Raw genomic sequence first — 19,108 nt, forward strand, 5'->3', positions numbered from 1 at the left:
CCTGCTATTCCACCCCGGCCAGCGCCGCTTTCACTGCCCGCGCCACTTGCCGGCTCGACTGCGCCAGCGCCCGCGGCGCCTCGTTCGCCGCCGCATTCACCGTGATCGACACCCGCACCTCGCGCGGTCCGCTGCCCGAGGCCGGCGCCACTGCCCCCGCGCTCGACGGCACGAACAGCTCGGGCCCGCGCTCGCCGACCCAATAGGGCCGCCCGGGGCTCACTGGCCCGCCGGTCGCGCGCCCGGGCGCCCCGCCGAACATCCCGAGGATCGCCCCAAGCAAGCCCCCGCCGCCGCCGCCCAGCGCCTTCATCCCCTGGTGCAGCGCCGACGCCGCAATCTCGTCGAGCACCGACAGCGCGATCTTCTTGAGATCCTCGAATCCGAATTTGCCGGTCCTTGCCGCGCGCAGCAGCGCGCCTTCGATCGCGCGACCGGCGCGGTCGGCCCCTGCCTCCAGCGGTCCCTCGATCTGCCCGCGCATCTCCGCCACGTCGCGGGCAAAGCCGCGCGTGTCGGCGCGAACGCTGACGATCAGCCGTTCGATTTCCTCATCCATCGGGAAAAAGCTCCTTCAGCCGCGCAATTTCATCGCCACCCACGGGATCGGCATCCTCGCCGCGCAGCGCCCGTACCAGCGCCCCCAGTTCCGCCGGCGTCGCATTCCAGAAAGTGTCGGGCACCCACCCGAACGCGAGCCCGACTGCCCCGGCCAGCCGAACGGCGGCCACCGCGAATTCCTCCCCCATCATCGCCCCGCCAATATCTGCCCGAGCAGAACCTTGAGCACCGGCGCATTCGCCGCCAGCCCGCGCGCGGCCACCCCCTCGGCAAAGTCCTCGCGCGTCAGCCCCTCGGGCCGCTCGCGAAGGCAATGCCAGAACAGGCCGACCATCTCGCCTAGCCCCAGCCGCCCTTCCGCCGCCCGCTCGACCAGCGCGAACAACGGCCCCAGCTCGCCCTCCGCCGCGACCAGCGCCGCAAAGCTCGGCCGCAGCACCAGCATCTCGCCGCCAACACGAAGCTCAGCCTCGCCCCGCGCCGGATTGGAACGCCCCTCCCTCCCAGGGCGGGGCTGGGGGTGGGTCGGTGTCTCACCGGGACCAAGGCTCACGCCGACACCACCGGCCCGGAGCTCTCCAGGCTCAGCGTATAGCTACGCTCGCCGTTGAAATCCCCGGCATAGTCGAGCCGCGTCACCAGGAAGCGTCCGGTCATGCTCTCGCCGCTCTCGAAGCTCAGCCGGTAATCGTCGATCAGCCCCGAAAGCGCATTGGCTTTGACCCGCCCCTCCGCCGCCGATCCGGTGAACACCCCGGCGCCCGAAACGCTCACCGAACGCACTCCCGCCCCGGAAAGCAATTCGCGCCACCCGCCCGAATCCTTCGACGTGATCACCACGGCCTCGCCATTGACGCTCAGCTGCGTCGTCCGCAGCCCCGCCACCGTGGTGAAGCCCACCGGCGACCCCCCGTTCCCCACCTTGAGGAGGAACGCGCTACCCTTCTCCGCCGCCATGTCATTTCTCCTTCAAGACCCTCCCCGTTCCGGGAAGGAGTCAATTCACCCGAAGCATGCGCACCCGGAACTCGACCACCGCCGCGCACAGCCCGTCGCCCTCGCGGACAATCCGGCTGCGGACGAAGGCGAGGCTGGCGATCCGCCACCCCTCGCCCAGCTCGCGCGGCAGCCCGGCCACCGCCGCCGCGGCATGCTCCGTCAGCACGCGCAGCCGCGCCCGGTCCTCGCCCGCCTCGAAGAGCCCGACCGCTAGCCGCCCCTCGCGCCCGGCCATGTCCTTGGTCCCCCAGTCGACGAGCACTGCCTCCTCGACTACGGCATAGGGCCGCACTGCCCGCGCCGGCGCCGCATCGAACACGCCGTTGAGCGCCCCGGCCAGCGGCGCATGTCCGGCCAGCGCCTGCACCAGCGCCGCGGACAGGATCGCGTGCGCACTCATCGCAGCAGCCCTCCCAGCCAGCGGATCGCCGGATCGCGCAGCCAGCGCCGCGCAAGGCCGCGTCCCGACACCACCACTCGCCCCGGCTCGGCCTCGACCGAGACCCCGGGCAGCGCCGCCCGCGCGGCATCGGCCACCCGCGCCGCCGCGCGCACCGCTGCCCGCGCGCCGATCGCCTCGGCCCGCGCTTCCAGACTCTTCATGCCGATCGCCTCGCGCTTTCCAGCCGCACCCGCCGCCACGGCCGCCACAGCGCCGCCACTGCCGCCGGCGGCGCCCCGCCGCTTGCCCGCGCCTCGAACAAATGCACCGCCAGCAGCAGCGCGCCTTGCGCCAGCGGCGCCGGCAGCGCGGCCCAATCCGCGGCCAGCCCCGCGGCATAGCCGACCCGCAGCCGCCCCGCCGCAATCCCGCCGCTGCCGCGCACCCAGCCTTCGCCCGCCGCATCGATGTCGATCGCATAGGCTTCGGCGGGCAGCGCAAAGCCGTTGCCCGACATGCTCAGCCCCTCGACGCTGTCGATCGCCGCGACCGGCGCGCCGCCCAGCCGCTGCCACGCGGCGTGCGCCGGCACCACCGCCTGCCACGCCCGCACGATCAGCGCCTGGCCGGTAAACGCCTCGCACAGCGCCAGCGCCGTCGCGGCATGGCTCTCGAGCAGCCCATCCTCGGCCGCCCCGGTAATCCGCAAATGAAGCTTGGCAGCATCGCGCACGGCCGCGATCGCCGCCGCCGGAAAGGGCGGAGCAAGCATAAGTGTCTCCTCTGAAAGACTCCCCTCCCTGCAAGGGAGGGGCTGGGGGTGGGTGCGAGCCAAAGGCGAGCTCCCTCGCTCGCCGATAGCGCCAGCTCGAAGCTGCGCTTCTCGCACCCACCCCTCGGTCCCCTCCCTGCAAGCAGGGAGGGGAAGCGTTCAAATCAAGCCGCCGCGAACTTCAGCAGCTTGATCGCCTCCGAATTGCTCACCATCCCGCCGACCCGCTTGGTCGCGTAGAAGTGCACGAACGGCTTGTTGCTGTACGGATCGCGCAGGATCTGGGTCTCGCCGCGCTCGGCGATCAGATAGCCCGCCTTGAAGTTGCCGAACGCGATCGACAGCGAATTGGCGGCGATGTCGGGCATGTCCTCGGCCTCGACCACCGGATAGCCGAGCAACGTCGCCGGCTGGCCGATGGCGAGCGAAGGCTGCCACAGGAACGCCCCGTCGACTGTCTTGAGCTTGCGCAGCCGCGCCAGCGTCGACGAATTCATCACCCAGCTCGCCCCCTGGCGATACGGCGCGCGCAGGCTCTGGACCAGGTCGATCAGCTTCTCGTCGGGATTGGCCGCGAACGCGCCCGCCGCGCCGCTCGCGACATATTGCAGCGTCCCGAACGCGCGAACGCCATCGCCGGTCGCCGCGGTCGGCGAAGCGAGGAACCCGCGCGGCTTGTTGGTGCCGTTGCCGCTCACGAACGCCGAGCCTTCGGCCGCGGCGAACTCGCGCGCGATTTCCTGCGCCAGCCATTGCTCGACATCGAACGCCGCGTCGTCGAGCATCGCCTGGCTCGCCGCCGGATTGGCATAGAGGTCGCCGCTCGGTGGGGCGATTTCATTGAACACCGGAGTCGCCGTCTCGGCTCGCGCCGCGGTCTCCGCCGCCCAGCCCGAAGCGATCCCGCCGCTCGCCACCAGCTTGCGATACCCGCTCGACCCGACCTTCACGACATTGGCGATCGTCCGGATCGGCGACACTGCCTTGAGCGTCGCGTCGATCAGCCCGTCGATCTCCTCGGGCACGGCATAGCCGCCTGCGGCATCGTTCGTCCCCGACATCGCCTTCATCTCGATCCCGCCGCTGCCGGCGCGCAGGAACCCCTCGAACGCCGCGCTGCCCAGCGGCCGCCCGCCCGCCAGCATCGGCCGCACCGGCGGCAGCCCCGCCTTTTCCACTGCCTCGAAGCTCGCCTCGAAGCCATCCAGGTTCACATCGTCCATGTTCGTCTCCCACACAGAAAATTCCTCCCCGAGTTCGTCTCGGGAAAGGGGACCGCCGGCCGCAGGCCGGTGGTGGAGGGGCCGCCACAGGCGAAGGCCCCGATTTGATGATTTCCCGGCTAGTCCGCCGCCACTGCGTGCACCCGCGCCAGCGGCTGCATCGGGCTCGCCACCAGGCTCACTTCGATCAGCTCCAGCGCCTTGATCTCGCGCCGCGCGGCACCACGTGCCTCGGTCACCCGATACCCGAACGACAGCCCGGTCACTGCGCCCTTGGCCACGGCGTCGGCGAGTTCGGGCGCCGCCACCCGCCCGACCACGCGCAGCCCGCGCGAATCCTGCGCCAACCGTTCGATCGTGCCGATCGGCGCGCCGCCATGCTGCCACAGCAGCGGCACCGGCCCGGCGAGGCGGAACGCCCCCCGCCGCACCACGTCGCCGCCGCGGTCCGGCACGTCGAACACCGCCGCATAGCCGGCAAATCTGACTCCCCTCCCTGCAAGCGATGGGTCTGGGCTGGGTGCGAGCCGAAGGCGAGCCTCCCTCTCCAAAGGCGTCACTTGAGCCACCCCGGAAACCCCAGCTTTACGGCGAGCCCGACCAGCACCAGCGCCGCGCCCATCCGCCCGGCCCAGGAAAACGCCGCCTTGAGCGCCGATCTCTTGGCGTCGCGCCACGCCCCTAGCAGTTCGCGCAGCTCGGCCATGTCCTTCGCCGCGCCGACATCCTCCAGCCCCAGCCGCGCCAGCGCGCGCTGCGCGCTGGCCTCGCCCGCTTCCTCGGCAATCGCCCGCAATGTCGCGAGATCGGCCCCGTCCGCCTTCGCCTGCTCGATCAATTGCGCGAGCAAAGTCTCGTTACGCATGTCACTCTCCCGATTGCCCGGCCGCCCGTCCCGGCCTAGGCGGAAATGATGCCCCGCTGGCTCTTTCCCCTGCTCGTTCTGCTGATCGCCGCGCTCGCCGCGCTGCTCGTCTGGGCCTGGTCGACCGACTATATTCTGATCGACAAATGCCTCGACGCCGGCGGCGTCTGGGAGCAGGAAGCGCGCGTCTGCGCGCTCCCGGTCACGACAATCCGATCATAGCCCGCTTCTCGTCGTCGCTCAGGAAGTCCGCGCCGCTCACTTGCCGCCACAACCGCTCGCGATCCTCGGCCAGCGCGGTCACCCGATCGAGATCGACCTGCAGCGCCGCATCGGGAAACCACCCCCGCAGCGCCTGGCTAAGCCCGGTCAGGATCGTGTCCGCGATCGGCAGGATCGCCAGCCGCCACAGCGCTCGGTTGGCCTCGCGATAATTGGCGAACGCCGCGTCCCCCGGCAGCCCCATCAGCATCGGCGGCACGCCGAAGGCCAGTGCGATCTCGCGCGCCGCGGTCGCCTTCAATCCCATGAAATCCATGTCGGCCGGCGTCATGCTCATCGCCTGCCATTTGAGCCCGCCTTCCAGCAGCATCGGGCGTCCGGCGTTAGCGGCGCCGGCGAACGCCGCTTCCAGCTCGCCTTTGATCCGCGCGAACTGGTCCGCGCTCAGCACCCCGCCCTCGCCCGGGTCATAGACCAGGGCGCCCGAAGGCCGCGCCGCATTGTCGAGCAGCGCCTTGTTCCAGCGCGTCGCGGCATTGTGGATCGCGATCGCCCCCGCCGCCGCGCCCAGGCAGCCCAGCCCATAATGGTCGTCGATCGGATTGAACGCCTTGATATGCGCCACCGCCGGCCGCCCGCCGGCATCCTCCGCCGCCAGCCGGCTGACATGCGCGCCCACCCGATAGCGATACGCCACCGGCCAGCCGCCCGCATCCGCTTCGATCGTCACCCGCTCGGGCCGCAGCGCGAACAGCTCGCGCACCACGCCCTCGCTGTCGGTCAGGATCTGCACCCAGGCATTGCCGTGGAGCAGCAGGTGCGCCGCCACCGTCTCGATCAGCGATTGCCCGCCCGATCGCGCCGCCGCCAGCGCCGCCAGCGCCGGGTCGCTCGCCTTGAGCGGCGCCGACCCCGCCCCTTCGCTCACCAGCTTGACGGCGCGCTGCGCCACCGGATTGTGGCAATAGCCCTCACGCACCTGCGCCTCGTAGCTCCGCGGCCATTCGCCCAGGCCGGCAATGCCGCCCCCACGCGCCAGCGCCGGCCGCGCGCCATCGCGCGCGGACTTGCGTCCGAACCATTTCATGCCTGTCTCCTGAAACGTCCTTCCTCTCCCATCGGGAGAGGGAAGGGGCCCGCCGCCGAAGGCGGTGGGAAGGGTGAGGGCAGAGGATGTGGCGAACCTGCCTCACCTTCCGCCGACTGAAGCCGGCGCCCACCCTCTCCCATCAGGAGAGGGTTGCCGCTACCGCCGGGTAGCGAACCAGATCACATGGCGCGGCCCCTTGCCGTTCGACCGCGCCTTCACGCCGACTTCCTCGACGGCGAAGTCCGCATCGCGCAGCCGCGCCGCGAACCGCGCATCGGGCGCCGCCGACCATATCGCCAGCACCCCGCCCGTCCGCAGCGCCGATCGCGCCGCCGCCAGCCCGCGCATCGAATACAGCCCGTCATTGCCCGGCCGGGTCAGCCCGTCCGGGCCATTGTCGACATCGAGCAGGATCGCGTCATAGCCGCCGCGCGCGTGCCGGATCATCGCCCCGACATCCTCGATCACCAGTTCGACGCGGTGGTCGTCCAGGCACGCCGCGGTCAGCGCGGCCATCGGCCCCTTGGCCCAGTCGATGATCTTGGGCACCAGTTCGGCCACGCTCACCCGTGCGTCCCGATCGAGCCGCTTCAGCGCCGCGCGCAGCGTGAACCCCATGCCGTATCCGCCGATCAGCAGATGCGGCGCCTGCACCCGCAGCCGGTCGATCGTCATCTCGGCCAGCGCCTCTTCCGACCCGCTCATCCGGCTGTTCATCAGCTCGTTGCGGTCGAGCACGATCATGAAGTCGTCGCCCCGCCGGAACAGCCGCAGCGGATCGCCGCCCGGCACCTCTGCGGTATCGATCAATTCGCGCGGGACCATGCAAAAACTCCTTGGTTGCCGCCGCCCCTACATCAGCGTGACCCGCGCCGCACCCCGCTTGCCGAGCATCAGCTCGGTCAGCGCCCACACCGCGGCGTCCGCGCGGTCGGGCGAGCGTCCCGGCCCTTCATAGCCGCCCCCCGCCTGCAGCCCGCAAATCTCATCCTCCAGCGCGGGCCAGGCGCCGACATGGCGCACCTTCCCCGCCTCGTAGAGCAGCGCCACCGGCTCGGCCCGCGCGCTCTTGCCCCGCGCGGCGTGGACCAACGTCACCGGCAGCCCGGTATCGGCGCCGCGCAGCACGCTCGCCACCATGTCGCCGCCCTGGTTCTTCTCGGCGATCACCCGGTCGGCGCCATGCCGCGCCGCGCACGCCGCCACTGCGCGCGCCCAGCCCTCTGGCGACGCGCCCGACACGCTCGCATCCTCCAGCACATAGCCGCGCCCGTCGCGCCCCAGCCCGACCGCGACGATCCCGCACGCATCGCCTCCCGCGCTCGCCGGCGGATCGACCCCCACCACCACGCGCGTCAGCTCGGGCGCCACGCCCACCCGCACCCGCTCGATCAGCCCGTGCGTCCACAACGCGCCTTCCACATCCTCCAGCAGCTCGCCGTCCAGCTCCTGCCGCCCCAGCCGCGTCCCGGCATAATCCGCCAGCATAGCCTCGACGAAGCTGCCCGGCAGATGCGGATTGTCGCGCGTCTTGCCCAGCGTCTCACGGCACCCCGGCAGCGCGCGCACCCGGTGCATCAGCTTCACCGCCCGCGGTGTGGTGGTCACCACCAGCTGCGGCGCTTCGCCTTCGCGCAGCCCCATCAGCAGATTGTCCCATGCCGCATCGGCCACCCGGCCGCGCCATTTCGCCAGCTCGTCGCACCAGGCAAAGCCATGCTGGGGCCCGCGCAGCCGGTCGGGCGTCTCGGCCGAATAGATCGTCGCGACTGCGCCCGAGTCGAACCGGAGTTCGCCGGTCCCCGGCTGCCAGAATAATTTCTCGTGCGACTGCGCCACGGCGAGCAGGCCGCTCGGCCCCTCGACCATCACCTTGCGGGCATCGTCGAGCGTCGCGCCGACCAGCGCGATGCGGCAACCCGGCGCCGCGCGCGCGACTTCGCTCACCCATTCGGCGCCCGCGCGGGTCTTGCCGAATCCGCGCCCGGCGCGGATCAGCCACACGCGCCATTCCCCGGCGGGCGCGCGCTGCCCCATATGCGCCCATTGCCACCAGCGCTCGTCGAACTCGCGCTTCTGCGGCCAGCTCAGCGACCGTAGCACGACGCTGCGCTCCTCGGGCGGGAGGTTGAGCACGCGCACCAGCAGCGCGCCCGGATCAGGCCGCCGCCGAGTCATCACGACGCTTCCGTGCACGATCGAGCGCGTCCAGCTTTTTCAGGATCGCGCGGTCGGTCTCCTCGCTCGTCGCCCGCTTCGTTAGCGGCTTCGGGCGCCGCAGGCCGAGCAGCGCGTTGCGATGCAGGCCAAGCAGCTTCACCGCGATGTCCACGTCGACGCGGCGGGTTGCGCCGGCAATGTCCTGCGCCGCGTTGCCGCCGGCCAGCGCATAGCCGACCAGTTCGGTTTCGAGCAGTTGATAGCCGGCCAGCAACGCTTCCTGCCATTCGGCGGCGAAGCGCGCATCCTTGCGCCGTAATTCATAGATGTTGACCGCCGCGACTCCCGCCGCCGCCGCCGACTCGCGCACGTTGCACGAACCGGCGAGGTGATCGAGAAACGCCGTGCGCATCGCGCGCGTCCAACGCACCTTCCGTCCCGCCATGCTGCCCTCCCCCAACGAAAAGGGCCGGCCCACCCCGCGGTGCCCGACCCATCCGGGAAACCCGAAGGCCCCGACTCGCAATTCTTCAGCGTTCACTATTAGTGCCATATCAGCGTGACGATGTCAAGCATTATGTGCCTATTTGGTTATTTATCCGGCACGATACGGCCATGTCCGCTTCTGCGACCGCCTGCCGTCTTACCCTGCAACGATCCGCCAGGACGCCGGGCTCGCGCATGGCAGACATCCACCCAAACCAACGCATTTCTGAGGGGAATCCATGAAACACGCCTTGCCGATCCTGCTCGCCGGCTGCGCGCTCTGCACGCCCGCCGCCGCCCAGGTGAACCCGAAGCTGCGGGTCACCGAAATCCAGACGCGCGTGCCGCCCATTGCGGACCTCAGCAAGCACGTCAAAGCATCGCCCAGCCAGTGGAAGATCGATCCCAGCCTGCTGCGGATGCTGCCGCAGACCATCGCCGCGAACATCGCCAAGCGGATCAATTCGAACATGGCCGGCAAGTCGGTCGGCTTCGCCGTCACCGTGGTGATGCCCGGCGGCGCCAGCGCCAGCACGGTCTCGGGCATGGCGCGATCGGCGCCCGACGCCAATCCGCGCGCCTGGACCGACAGCGACCGGATCAACATCGCCAGCGTGTCGAAGACGATCACCGCAGTCGCAATCGTCCGCGCCGCATCGGCCAAGGGCACCAGCCTCGATACCAAGGCCTATACGCTGCTCCCCGCTGACTGGACCTATTCGGCTGCGTTCAAGACGATCTCGGTGCGAGAGCTACTGACGCACAACAGCGGCATCCGCGATTGCGGGCCGAGCAATGCCGAGCTCAAGACCTGCGCGGCAAAGGACTGGAAGGCGGCCGACAAGAACACCGCGATCGACATCTACACCAAATATTCGAACGCCAATTACGCCTATCTGCGCTGGATCCTTCCCCGCATCGTCGATGGCAAGGTGCCCAGCGAAACCCTGGCCGGGCCACGCTACTGGGTGATCGTCAACGATCTGGTGATCAAGCCCGCGGGCATGGGCGGCGCCGATTGCGCTTCGCCGACCAATCCCGCGCTCAGCTACGTCTCGACCAAGGACAATCTGGTCTACAACAGCACCGTCGCGGCGAACTATGATTTCACGACGCTCAAGCCCGGCGTGGACTGGGGCGACAACACCCCCGTCTGCGGATCGCAGGGCTGGAACCTGTCCTCGCGCCAGCTCGCCACCTTCGCCAATGCGCTATGGGCGACGAGCAAGCTGCTGCCCGCCGCAACCGTCGCCGAGATGCGCCAGCAAGGCCAGGGCATGATGTATTCCGATTTTGGCGGCGGCCTCACGGCCTATGGCCATAACGGCTATTTCCCCCCCGCCAATGGCGGCGAACTGCGCGCGCTGGCGCTGACCTTCAACAACGGCGTCAGCGTCGGGATGCTCGTCAACTCGCGCTACCATGGCGACTTCTACGCCGACATCGCCAACGCCGTCCGCGCCGAGGCGAAGTAATCAAGGCCCGCCCCTTCCTCCCGCGAAGGGGCCGGGCCGGCGCAAGGGTGAGGCGAATCGCAGCGCGACCCAGCCTCACCCTTCCCGCTCGACTGCAGGCACGACCGATCATCGCGGACCAAACGCCGATCAGCGAATGAAAGCGCTCCGTCACCCCGGACTTGTTCCGGGGTCCACCGCGCCGCAAGTATCGGGCAGGAGGCGAGAAGGCTTCCCACGCCGCACCGTGGCCAGGGCCCCAGTAGCGACCTTCACTTCAGTTCGCCGAGCTCGAAAGCCGACAAACGCTCACATCCCATGCCCGACTCAAGCCGCCTTTCGCCCCCTCGTGATAATAACGGGGCCATCCTGTTAAGTGGCCAACCAAGGCTACTGAGTATCGACTTGCAACCTGTATCCGTCCTTCGGCGGATAGGACGCCTTCTCTTGCGAGTGATTTCACCTTTTTTCATATAATCCGGTTTAGTTTCTCTGTCGCACCGGGTGGACGGGAGTACCAAAGTGCGCGGAAGAAGATGCGGACGCTACGACCGGACTCGCGTGGAGGCGGGTTTACTTGCCTGGCTCGGATCGGTCGGGGCAAGCGATGGCGGCCCCGTAAGCCTCGGCGTCTTTGCTCTCCTGGTGATCGGCTTCGGCCTATCGGCACTTGCGCTGCGGCATATGCTTCGCGCGAGAGGAGAAGCGCGTCCTGCGAATGGGCCGGCGCAACCGCTCGGATCGCCCGCCGAAGCGCAGGCGCCGGAAGAGATGCAGGCCCGGCTGACGCGCCTGGTTGCCCGGACATCCCGTGAAGTCCACATGCCGGGGACTCCCATCCCGCCGTCCCGGCCAGACAGTCCGGCGCAAGTCGCTGACGCCGATCACTCGGTCCTGTTTCGCCGGCATTTTCCCCCGACGCTCGAGGCATTGAGCTACTGGGGTGGCGTTCCCCTCGTCCCGGAGGGTTTCGCCTGGCCCTCCTTCACCACGCCCGAGGGTGTCGAGCGTGCGCTTCATTTCATCATGCAGGTCGATTGTGCGGCCATTCCGGACGCAGACCGGATCGGCCTGCCCGGGCAGGGCGTGCTGTATTTTTTCGTGGATCTGGACTGGGGCCGCTTTTGGGAAAGCCGGGTCCTTCATGTGGAAGGGGATCCGCGCCTGTTCGCGCCCGCGACCGTGCCGGCCACGCTCCCGCCCGCCTATGGCGACCGCGGAGTGTGGGATTGGGTGCGCAGCGACGAGGATTGGCCGCGCCTGCTGCCGCGCTGGAGTTTCGACCCCATGGTGGTGAGCGGAGGGGGTATGGGCCCTCCCGTGGACGAGGACGACGAGGCGGAACGCCGATTCTGGCCGGGAACGATCGACGTGCCAGCGGCGCTTGCCGCCATCGACGGCGGGATCGTCGAGTCACGATACTATCAGAACGCCTATGACAGCGACCGTCGCCTGCTGCGGCCATTCGCCAATTTCCCGCACGACTGGCACACCGTTCGCATCGCAATGTCTGAACTGGCGAGACAGGCGACGCGCGGCCACCTGAACCGTTTCGTGGCGCGCGGAGACATGTCCGAGGCCGAGCGGGATGCCTTCATGGTCGCCCTGCACGCCGCGATCGGACAATGGACGGAGCGTGCCGATCGCGCGGCGCCTTCCGCGCCTCTGGATGCTGCCGACAGCGATGGTGTGTGGCAGGTCTTTCTCGATTTTCAGGAGATCGCCCATTTCGCTCTCGGCAACGTCGTCACTGAGTCGATCAACGCGACGGTGGCATCGAACCCGAGCCCGGAGCGCATCCTGCCCGCCGAAGCCCTGGCGCTGGTCAGCAGCCGCCACGCGCTCGGCACCCGTGGCGAGCACGGTCTCCACATCAACACGCCCGACCATCTGCTCGGCACGCCAAGCTATGTTCAAGGCGATGCCGAGGAGCGGCTTGGCGAATGGCGGCTGCTGTTCGAAATGTCGTCGGATGAGCAGATCGCCCATTTCTTCGGCGAAGGTGTGTATCAGTTCTGGATACGGCCCGAAGATTTGGCGGCACGGCGCTTCGATCGGGTAGAACTGAACGGCTCAGCCTATTGATCGGCGCAGCCTTCGCCGCTCGCCTCTGCGATTGCCCAACGATCGCCCTCCATGCCATGGGCGCGGCGATGCAACGCCTGCTCCGCCTCGCCTTCTGGGCCGCCCTCGCCTTCGCCTTCGTCATGGCGGTGTTGCCGCACCCGCCCCAGCTGCCCGGCGAGCCGACCGACAAGATCCAGCACGTCCTCGCCTTCACCGTCCTCACCGCGCTAGCCTGCGCCGCATGGCCCGCCGCCTCGCGGCTCCGCCTGCTGCTGGCGCTGTCGGGCTTCGGCGCGCTGATCGAGCTGGTCCAGGCGATCCCCGCGCTCCATCGCAGCGCCGACTGGCGCGACTGGCTGGCCGATACCGGCGCGATCCTTGCCGTCCTCGCGATCGCCGCGGCGATCCATCGGGTCAGGCGCTAGCGGCGCCGCGGAACGGGATATCCCGCCGCCAATAGGTCAGCGCGCGCCACACCCATTCGACCGGGCCGTAGCGGAAGCGCGCCAGCCACCAATGCGCCAGCGCGAGCTGCCCGGCGATCGCCGCCAGCCCGACCCAGAGCCGCGTTGCCTGGTTCCAGTCGTCGTACAGCCCCAGCCCGAAGCCGTAGAAGACCGGCACGAACACGATCGACTGGAGGATGTAGAGCGTCAGCGTCGTCCGCCCGACGCCGGCAAGCGGGCGCAGCAGCGGCCGCGCCGGGCTCTGGAACAGCGCGAGCAGCACCAGCAGCCACACCGCGGTCCCCGCCAGCTCGAACCAGCTGCCGAGCAGGTAGGACAGCAGCCGGTCGGACGCCGCGCCGTGCTGTTGCGCGGCGAACCACGCCTTGAAGCCGTCGCGCAGGAAATAGAGCGCCAGCGCGCTCGCCGCGGCGAGCGCCAGTGCGATCCACCGGGCCCGCGCGAACTCACCCAGCCGCGCGAAGAAGCCGATCCGGCCCAGCACCATGCCGACCAGGTACAGGCCGAGGATCTGGGTGATCCGCCCCGATTCGAGCATGAACCACCATTTGGGCAGTTGCCCGTCCCACAAATTGGCGCGCAGATGCTCGGCGAGGTTGCCGTGCAGATAGACCGCCATCGCCGGGTCGGAGAAATGGTTGGGCGGCTGGTTGGCCCAGCCCGCGCCCGACATCGCCGCGGCCAGCTGGACCAGCGAGATCGGGCTGACGAAGCACACTATCGCAACCGCGATCAGCGCGCGGTTGCTGCGCACCCGGTGGAAGGCGAGCAGCACGAACCCCATCAGCGCGAGCAGCTGGATGATGTCGCCGCGATAGATCACCGCATGGCCAAAACCGATCCCGAACAGCACCGCCAGCCGCCACGCGAACCGCGCCGTGAAGTCCACCCCGCGCTGTGCCGCACGGTCCATCAGGATGAAAAAACTGAACCCGAAACACAGCGCCAGCAACGAAAAGCTCTTGCCCATGAACAGCAGATACACCGTGTCGGAGATCGGCCCGGTCTTGGGATCGGCCCAGTAGAGCTCGTAGCTCTCGATCATATGGACCAGGAACAGCGCCATCAGCGCAAAGCCGCGCACGATGTCGACCGATTCGAGCCGCCTGTCCTGGCCCCCGCTTCCGGTCGTCGCTGCGTGCTGCATTCCCTGCTCCCCGTTTTTTCGACGGCTTAGCGGGCGGGCCCCTGAAATCAAACATATGCCCACGATCTTTACGGGTTGTTTGGGATGCGGGCGTAGCTTTCGGCCATGGTCGGGGGACTCATCCGGATATTGCTCGCATGCTTCGCGGGCGCCGTGCTGCTGTGCGGCGTGCCCGCGCATGCGCAGACCGGCTTCGCCGGGCAGCCGCTTAGGGTCTGCGTGCTGCGCGATACCGGCGGGATGGATCCCGCCGCGCTGATCCGCCAGCCCGGCCGCTTCGATTGCACCACCGATCAGCACAGGCTGGGCCCGGGCAGCTATTGGGCGATCTCGCAGGATATCGACCAGCGCTCGCGGTCGCGCGCGCCGCTCAACGTGCGGCTGGCCAGCCTGTGGCAGCAGGGGCTGGCGCTCCACGTCCTCTATGCCGACGACAAGATCGTGTCGCAGTCGACCGACGCGCGCGGCGTCGCGCCGCTGATCCAGCTCGGCGCGATCGTCGAACAGTCGCTGCCGCGCCGCCAGGCCAATGTCGTGCGGCTGATGTGGCATGTCGAAGGCGCCACCAACATGCGCGGCATCGTGCTCGGCGCGCGCCTGTCCACCGGCGCGCAGAGCGAGCACGCCAATCTGGCGATGGCCGCGCTCTATGCCGGGTTCGCCGGGCTCTCGATCGCGCTGATCATCTACAATCTGGCGCTGTGGGGCGCGCTGCGCCACCGCTTCCAGCTTTATTATTGCCTGATGGTCGCCCTGTTGCTGGCCTATACCTTTTCCTCCTCCGGCGCCCTCGCCTGGGCCTGGCCCGAGCTTGCCAACAACACCCGGCTGCGCATCAATTTCCTGCTGCTGGGCAGTACCGGTACGGCTGCGTTGATCTTCGCACGCAGCTTCTTCGAAGAGCGTGTCTTCGCCGGCTGGCTCGGCCGCTACGCCACGGCGGTCGGCTGTGCGATGAGCGGGATCGGCCTGTTCTATTTCCTCACTGCGCCGTTCGCGATCCACGCGGTCGATACTGCGTTCACGTGCTCGTTCGTCGCGCTGTCCATCGCCGTCGTGCCGATGCTGTGGCGCGCGTGGCGGCTGCGCAGCAACTATCTCTGGCTGTTCGCCATCGCGTGGGGCGCGCCGATTCTCACGGCGGCGCTGCGCGCGCTCTCCAACCTCCACATCCTGCCGTGGAGCTTCTGGATCGACAATTCGACCATCCTCGCGATGATGATCGAAGCCGTCGTGTCCTCGCTCGCCGTCGCCTATCGCATCAAGCTGCTGCGCGACGAGCGCGACGACGCGATCGAGCGCGAAGTGATGATGCGCCGCCTCGCCGATACCGATCCGCTCACCGGGCTGCTCAATCGCCGCGCCTTCCTTAACCAGGCGATTGGCCGGCCGGGCGAGCAGCTGCTGCTGATCATCGACCTCGATCACTTCAAGCGCGTCAACGAGACGCTCGGCCATGACGGCGGCGACGAAGTCCTCCGCGTCTTCGCCCGCATGCTGCGCACTTCGCTGCCTGCCGGCACGCTGGTCGCGCGCATCGGCGGCGAGGAATTCGCCGTCCTCACGCCCACCGACCAGCCGATCGAGCCCGAGACCGTCCTCGCCCGGCTGCGCCAGATGCGCATGCCCTTCGATATCAAGGTCACCGCCAGCATCGGCACGTGCCGCGGCATGCTCACCAGCGAAGTCGAGTGGAAGGCGCTGTACCGCGTCGCCGACGCCGCGCTGTTCGATGCCAAGTCCGCCGGGCGCGACCGCGTCCGCCACGCATTTCGCGAAGCCGCCTGAGCGGCGTCCGCGGCTTGCCCGGCACGCGATCGCTGCGTATGAACCGGCCGATGTTCAAGCGCCGCCGCATCTATCTGGTGGCCGCCTCGGCCGCCCTTGTTCTGCTCGTGGTCTCGTCACCCGATCACCGCGCCGACATCCGCGTCCTCGCGCACCGGCCCGATGATCTGGCACCGCAGAAGATGCAGGCGATCGTCGATATCGGCCTCGCCTCGGTCTCGCTGCTGGTGACGTGGAGCAAGCGCCTGGACTATTGAACCGCAAGCGAGGCTTGCTTACACCAATGTCAATGACTGATCCCGAGCACGTCTGGCGCACCGCGTTCCATCACCCGGGCAAGTGGGACGATTCGTTCCCGCCCACCACCATGGTCACGCTGTTCGAGGAAAGTGCCCGCGCCCATCCGCAAGCGCCGCTGCTCGATTTCATGGGCCGGAAGTACAGCTACGCCGAGACGCTGGACGGCGCCAATCGCGTCGCCTGCGGGCTCAAGGCGCTCGGCTATGGCCGTGGCGACCGCATCGGGCTGTTCCTGCCCAACGTCCCCCATTATGTCGCGGCCTATTACGGCATCCTCAAGCTCGGCGCGACGGTGGTCAATTTCTCGCCGCTCTATTCGGTCGAGGAATTGTCCGCGCAGGTCGAGGATTCGGGCACTAGGCTGCTGTTCACCCTCTCCGCCACTGCGCTGCTGCCCACCGCGCTCAAGGTGCTCGAACAAAGCGGCTTGGAGCGGCTGGTGATCGGTTCGGTGGCGGGCGCGTTGCCGCCCGCCAAGTCGCTTTTCTATCGCTGGTTCAAGGCAAAGGAAGTCGCCCCCCGGCCGCACGACCCGCGCATCCTCGCCTTCTCGCAGCTGATCGCCAATGAAGGCACCTGCGCGCCGCTCGATCTCGATCCCGAGAAAGACGTCGCGCTGATCCAGTATACCGGCGGCACCACCGGCGTCCCCAAGGGCGCGGTGCTCACTCACCAGAACCTGTCCGCCAATGCGCGGCAGGTCGCGCGGCTCGATCCCGATCTCGGCAAGGTCCCCGATTCGATCCTCGGCGTGCTCCCCTTCTTCCATGTCTTCGCCAACACCTGCGTGCTCAACCGCACGGTGCTGACCGGCGGCCAGATCGCAATGCTGCCGCGCTTCAACGCCAAGCAGGCGCTCGCCACGCTCCGCCGCACCCGCCCGCGCTCGCTCCCCGGCGTGCCGACCATGTACCAGGCGCTGCTCGACGCGCCGGGGATGAAGCCCGGCGACTTTTCCAGCCTGCGCTACTGCATCTCGGGCGGCGCCCCGCTCCCCGCCCAGCTCAAGGAAGAGTGGGAACGCATCACCGGCGCGCGGGTGATCGAGGGCTATGGCCTGTCCGAAAGCTCGGGCGTGGTCTCGACCAATCCCTATGCCGGGCTCAACAAGTCCGGCACGATCGGCCAGCCCCTCGCCGCCACCCGCGTCCGCCTGGTCGACAAGGAAGACCCCACGCGTCCCCCGCCCCCCGGCGAGCCCGGCGAGATCGTCGTCTCCGGCCCGCAGATCATGCAGGGCTATTGGAACCGCCCGGATGCCGACGCGGAAACCTTCGTCGATGACCATTGGCTGCGCACCGGCGACGTCGGCACGATCGACGAGGACGGCTTCATCCGCATCGTCGACCGTCTCAAGGACATGATCGCCGTCGGCGGGTTCAAGGTGTTCCCGAGCCAGATCGAGGCGGTCCTGTATCGCCACCCGGCCGTGAAGGAGGCCCTCGTGATCGGCCTGCCCGACGCGTACCATGGCGAGCTGCCCCACGCCTATGTCGTGCTCGACGCCGATGCCGAGCCGATCTCGGGCCCCGATCTCAGCCTCTGGCTGAACGCCCAGCTCGGCAAGCACGAGCGCGTCGCCCAGGTCGTGATCCGCGAGAGCCTGCCCAAGACGATGATCGGCAAATTGAGCCGCAAGGATCTGATCGCGGAGGTCAGCGCCAGCGCTGCGGCGTGACGCAGCGGACGAGCCGTCGGGATTGACGGGACGCACACCGGACCGGCGGCCTTTGCGTTCAGAACCCGGTGCGGGCTACGCGCGCGCCTCGGCGAGCGGCAACAGGATCAGCGTGATCCGATCATGGCCGACCGCGATATCGAGCGTCTCGCCCGCCACCACATCGATCGGTTCAGGAAAGCTGTGCAGGACCTGTAGCCACCCGCCATCGGTGTAGCGGTCGGGGTGGTTGTCGAACGCCACGCCTTGCCACAGATCGATGTGCATCCACTGGACGATGCCGATGGCACGCCCGCTCGCGGTGACCTTTATCCGCAGCCGCGCGAGCGTGGCGTCATGTTTCTTCTGCGTCAGGTCGAGGCGTACCAATTCCAGATCGTCCGACAGGCGGTCCCATGCGGTCATCGTGCCGTGGATTGGCAGGCGCTGCGGCGCGAAGGCAGTGAAGGCGGAGAGATCGAACCCCGAAACCGCGCCGACAAAGGAATAGCCGGCCAGGTTCTCGCTCGCCACAAGGCATCCCATCGCACTCGCCGCGCGCGGTATCACGATCGCGTCGGGCGCGAGCAGGCGGCGATGCGCGTCCTCGAACGTGTCGAGCACCTTCTCCGTCAGTAGATCGCTCGAGAGGATTTCCGAGACCAGGATATCCGCCGGCGCGTCGAGCTCCGCGCCAATGGCGAGCTCGGTCGAAGGCTTGGCGTGGACCGTGATGCGATCGGCATAGCCGTTCCGGGCGACGATCTGCTGCGCCATGTCGGCGATCATCGGCTCCATTTCGCACGCCACGACGTTTTGTGCCCCGGCCCGCGCGGCCATCAGCGACAACAGACCGCTGCCCGCGCCGATATCGAGCACCCGCGCCGCTGGGCCGGCGGCGCCGATCGCGGCCTTTATGGCGGCCTCGAACGCGTCGTTGCGCGGCACGTCGTTCATCATCGGAATGTGCCAGAAGGGCACCGATCTCGAGCCGAGCCGTCGAACCTGATGGCGCAGGTGCAGATTGTCGGGCTGCAGCGAAAGCGCGCGGCGGAAGTGCCGGATCGCTTCCAGGTTTCGCCCGGCATCTGCCAGGACCACGGCCAGGTTACCGATCGCGATCGGATTGTCGGGGTCGATCGCGCAGGCGCGCTCGAGCGTGGCGATCGCCTCGGCGGTGCGGCCGAGCCAGTGCAGGGTGAGCCCCTGTTCGTGCAGCGCCACGGCATGGTCGGGCTCGATTGCGAGAAGCTGGTCCCACGCGGCGAGGGCGTCTTCGGGGCGCGAGAGATTCCCGAGCAGGCCCGCCAGCAAAGGCAGCACTTCTGCCGCGCGATACCCCTGCGCCAGCACCGTACGATAGCCCGCTTCGGCGCCTTCGAGATTCCCCTGTTCGTGCAGCGCCATCGCTTCGGCAAGCGCCGCGCGCGCCTCGGTCAGCTGGTCGGGGGAAGCCAGGTCGGTCACG

The 19,108-nt window shown here is 68.7% G+C and carries 23 protein-coding genes; 7 read left to right on the plus strand and 16 right to left on the minus strand.

Features of this window, described 5'->3' with window-relative positions:
* Positions 1–4: 4 nt before the first annotated feature.
* The 10 genes from BXU08_RS12710 to BXU08_RS12755 form a co-directional block, all read right to left on the minus strand.
* Positions 5–559, minus strand: coding sequence for a tail tape measure protein (locus BXU08_RS12710; RefSeq protein WP_077510396.1), 555 nt, complete (start codon positions 557–559; stop codon positions 5–7).
* The gene (locus BXU08_RS12715; RefSeq protein WP_077510397.1) at positions 552–752 is read right to left on the minus strand and encodes a phage tail assembly chaperone; all 201 of its coding nucleotides are present in this window, start codon (positions 750–752) and stop codon (positions 552–554) included. The genes BXU08_RS12710 and BXU08_RS12715 overlap by 8 nt, the downstream gene beginning before the upstream one ends.
* Complete coding sequence (locus BXU08_RS12720; protein WP_290439626.1) at positions 749–1,114, minus strand: gene transfer agent family protein; 366 nt, start codon at positions 1,112–1,114, stop codon at positions 749–751. Before BXU08_RS12720 ends, BXU08_RS12715 begins: the two co-directional genes overlap by 4 nt.
* Positions 1,111–1,518 (minus strand): phage major tail protein, TP901-1 family, encoded by a 408-nt coding sequence (locus tag BXU08_RS12725; RefSeq protein WP_077510399.1) that lies wholly within the window; start codon positions 1,516–1,518, stop codon positions 1,111–1,113. The genes BXU08_RS12720 and BXU08_RS12725 overlap by 4 nt, the downstream gene beginning before the upstream one ends.
* 40 nt (positions 1,519–1,558) lie before the next feature.
* Positions 1,559–1,960 carry a DUF3168 domain-containing protein gene (locus BXU08_RS12730; RefSeq protein WP_077510400.1) on the minus strand — a complete coding sequence of 134 codons (402 nt, stop codon included), beginning with the start codon at positions 1,958–1,960 and terminating at the stop codon, positions 1,559–1,561.
* Positions 1,957–2,163, minus strand: a complete 207-nt coding sequence (locus BXU08_RS12735) for a hypothetical protein (protein WP_077510401.1) — start codon at positions 2,161–2,163, stop codon at positions 1,957–1,959. The genes BXU08_RS12730 and BXU08_RS12735 overlap by 4 nt, the downstream gene beginning before the upstream one ends.
* Positions 2,160–2,714 (minus strand): hypothetical protein, encoded by a 555-nt coding sequence (locus BXU08_RS12740; RefSeq protein WP_077510402.1) that lies wholly within the window; start codon positions 2,712–2,714, stop codon positions 2,160–2,162. Before BXU08_RS12740 ends, BXU08_RS12735 begins: the two co-directional genes overlap by 4 nt.
* Before the next feature lie 164 nt (positions 2,715–2,878).
* Positions 2,879–3,937: a phage major capsid protein gene (locus BXU08_RS12745; protein ID WP_077510403.1), complete on the minus strand. Its 1,059-nt coding sequence runs from the start codon at positions 3,935–3,937 to the stop codon at positions 2,879–2,881.
* Positions 3,938–4,056: 119 nt separating this feature from the next.
* Entirely contained in the window at positions 4,057–4,488 is a 432-nt protein-coding gene (locus tag BXU08_RS12750) for an HK97 family phage prohead protease (RefSeq protein ID WP_077510404.1), read from the minus strand.
* A 5-nt stretch (positions 4,489–4,493) separates the two neighbouring features.
* Positions 4,494–4,802 (minus strand): DUF6127 family protein, encoded by a 309-nt coding sequence (locus BXU08_RS12755; RefSeq protein WP_077510405.1) that lies wholly within the window; start codon positions 4,800–4,802, stop codon positions 4,494–4,496.
* A gap of 48 nt (positions 4,803–4,850) precedes the next feature.
* Between BXU08_RS12755 and BXU08_RS20080 the strand changes: the two genes are divergently transcribed.
* Positions 4,851–5,024 carry a hypothetical protein gene (locus BXU08_RS20080; protein WP_171982511.1) on the plus strand — a complete coding sequence of 58 codons (174 nt, stop codon included), beginning with the start codon at positions 4,851–4,853 and terminating at the stop codon, positions 5,022–5,024.
* On the opposite strand, the gene BXU08_RS12760 is transcribed toward BXU08_RS20080, so the two are convergent.
* From BXU08_RS12760 to BXU08_RS12775, 4 genes are all read right to left on the minus strand, one after another.
* A complete protein-coding gene (locus tag BXU08_RS12760; protein ID WP_077510406.1) occupies positions 5,005–6,111 on the minus strand; it encodes a phage portal protein in 1,107 nt (368 codons plus the stop codon). The genes BXU08_RS20080 and BXU08_RS12760 overlap by 20 nt on opposite strands.
* Positions 6,112–6,270: 159 nt before the next feature.
* Positions 6,271–6,939: a spermidine synthase gene (locus tag BXU08_RS12765; protein WP_077510407.1), complete on the minus strand. Its 669-nt coding sequence runs from the start codon at positions 6,937–6,939 to the stop codon at positions 6,271–6,273.
* 27 nt (positions 6,940–6,966) lie between these two features.
* Positions 6,967–8,292 (minus strand): DNA-packaging protein, encoded by a 1,326-nt coding sequence (locus BXU08_RS12770; protein WP_077510408.1) that lies wholly within the window; start codon positions 8,290–8,292, stop codon positions 6,967–6,969.
* Positions 8,273–8,686 (minus strand): hypothetical protein, encoded by a 414-nt coding sequence (locus BXU08_RS12775; RefSeq protein WP_171982512.1) that lies wholly within the window; start codon positions 8,684–8,686, stop codon positions 8,273–8,275. The genes BXU08_RS12770 and BXU08_RS12775 overlap by 20 nt, the downstream gene beginning before the upstream one ends.
* Positions 8,687–8,999: 313 nt before the next feature.
* Here BXU08_RS12775 and BXU08_RS12780 point away from each other — a divergent pair, with 313 nt between their 5' ends.
* From BXU08_RS12780 to BXU08_RS12790, 3 genes are all read left to right on the plus strand, one after another.
* Positions 9,000–10,235: a serine hydrolase gene (locus BXU08_RS12780; protein WP_077510410.1), complete on the plus strand. Its 1,236-nt coding sequence runs from the start codon at positions 9,000–9,002 to the stop codon at positions 10,233–10,235.
* A 624-nt stretch (positions 10,236–10,859) separates the two neighbouring features.
* Positions 10,860–12,299 carry a DUF1963 domain-containing protein gene (locus BXU08_RS12785; RefSeq protein ID WP_077510411.1) on the plus strand — a complete coding sequence of 480 codons (1,440 nt, stop codon included), beginning with the start codon at positions 10,860–10,862 and terminating at the stop codon, positions 12,297–12,299.
* A gap of 68 nt (positions 12,300–12,367) precedes the next feature.
* Entirely contained in the window at positions 12,368–12,706 is a 339-nt protein-coding gene (locus BXU08_RS12790; RefSeq protein WP_077512360.1) for a hypothetical protein, read from the plus strand.
* Here BXU08_RS12790 and BXU08_RS12795 read toward each other — a convergent pair.
* Positions 12,696–13,895: a DUF418 domain-containing protein gene (locus tag BXU08_RS12795; RefSeq protein WP_077510412.1), complete on the minus strand. Its 1,200-nt coding sequence runs from the start codon at positions 13,893–13,895 to the stop codon at positions 12,696–12,698. The genes BXU08_RS12790 and BXU08_RS12795 overlap by 11 nt on opposite strands.
* A gap of 105 nt (positions 13,896–14,000) precedes the next feature.
* Between BXU08_RS12795 and BXU08_RS12800 the strand changes: the two genes are divergently transcribed.
* From BXU08_RS12800 to BXU08_RS12810, 3 genes are read left to right on the plus strand one after another with little or no spacing between them, the layout of a single operon-like run.
* Positions 14,001–15,683, plus strand: coding sequence for a diguanylate cyclase (locus BXU08_RS12800; protein WP_077510413.1), 1,683 nt, complete (start codon positions 14,001–14,003; stop codon positions 15,681–15,683).
* A gap of 50 nt (positions 15,684–15,733) precedes the next feature.
* Entirely contained in the window at positions 15,734–15,940 is a 207-nt protein-coding gene (locus tag BXU08_RS12805; protein WP_150125530.1) for a hypothetical protein, read from the plus strand.
* A 32-nt stretch (positions 15,941–15,972) separates the two neighbouring features.
* Entirely contained in the window at positions 15,973–17,661 is a 1,689-nt protein-coding gene (locus BXU08_RS12810; protein ID WP_077510415.1) for a long-chain fatty acid--CoA ligase, read from the plus strand.
* A 75-nt stretch (positions 17,662–17,736) separates the two neighbouring features.
* On the opposite strand, the gene BXU08_RS12815 is transcribed toward BXU08_RS12810, so the two are convergent.
* Positions 17,737–19,107 carry a protein arginine N-methyltransferase gene (locus BXU08_RS12815; RefSeq protein ID WP_077510416.1) on the minus strand — a complete coding sequence of 457 codons (1,371 nt, stop codon included), beginning with the start codon at positions 19,105–19,107 and terminating at the stop codon, positions 17,737–17,739.
* Position 19,108 lies beyond the last annotated feature (1 nt).

Origin of the sequence: Sphingomonas sp. LM7, from assembly GCF_002002925.1 — a bacterium.
Classification (GTDB): Bacteria; Pseudomonadota; Alphaproteobacteria; order Sphingomonadales; family Sphingomonadaceae; genus Sphingomonas.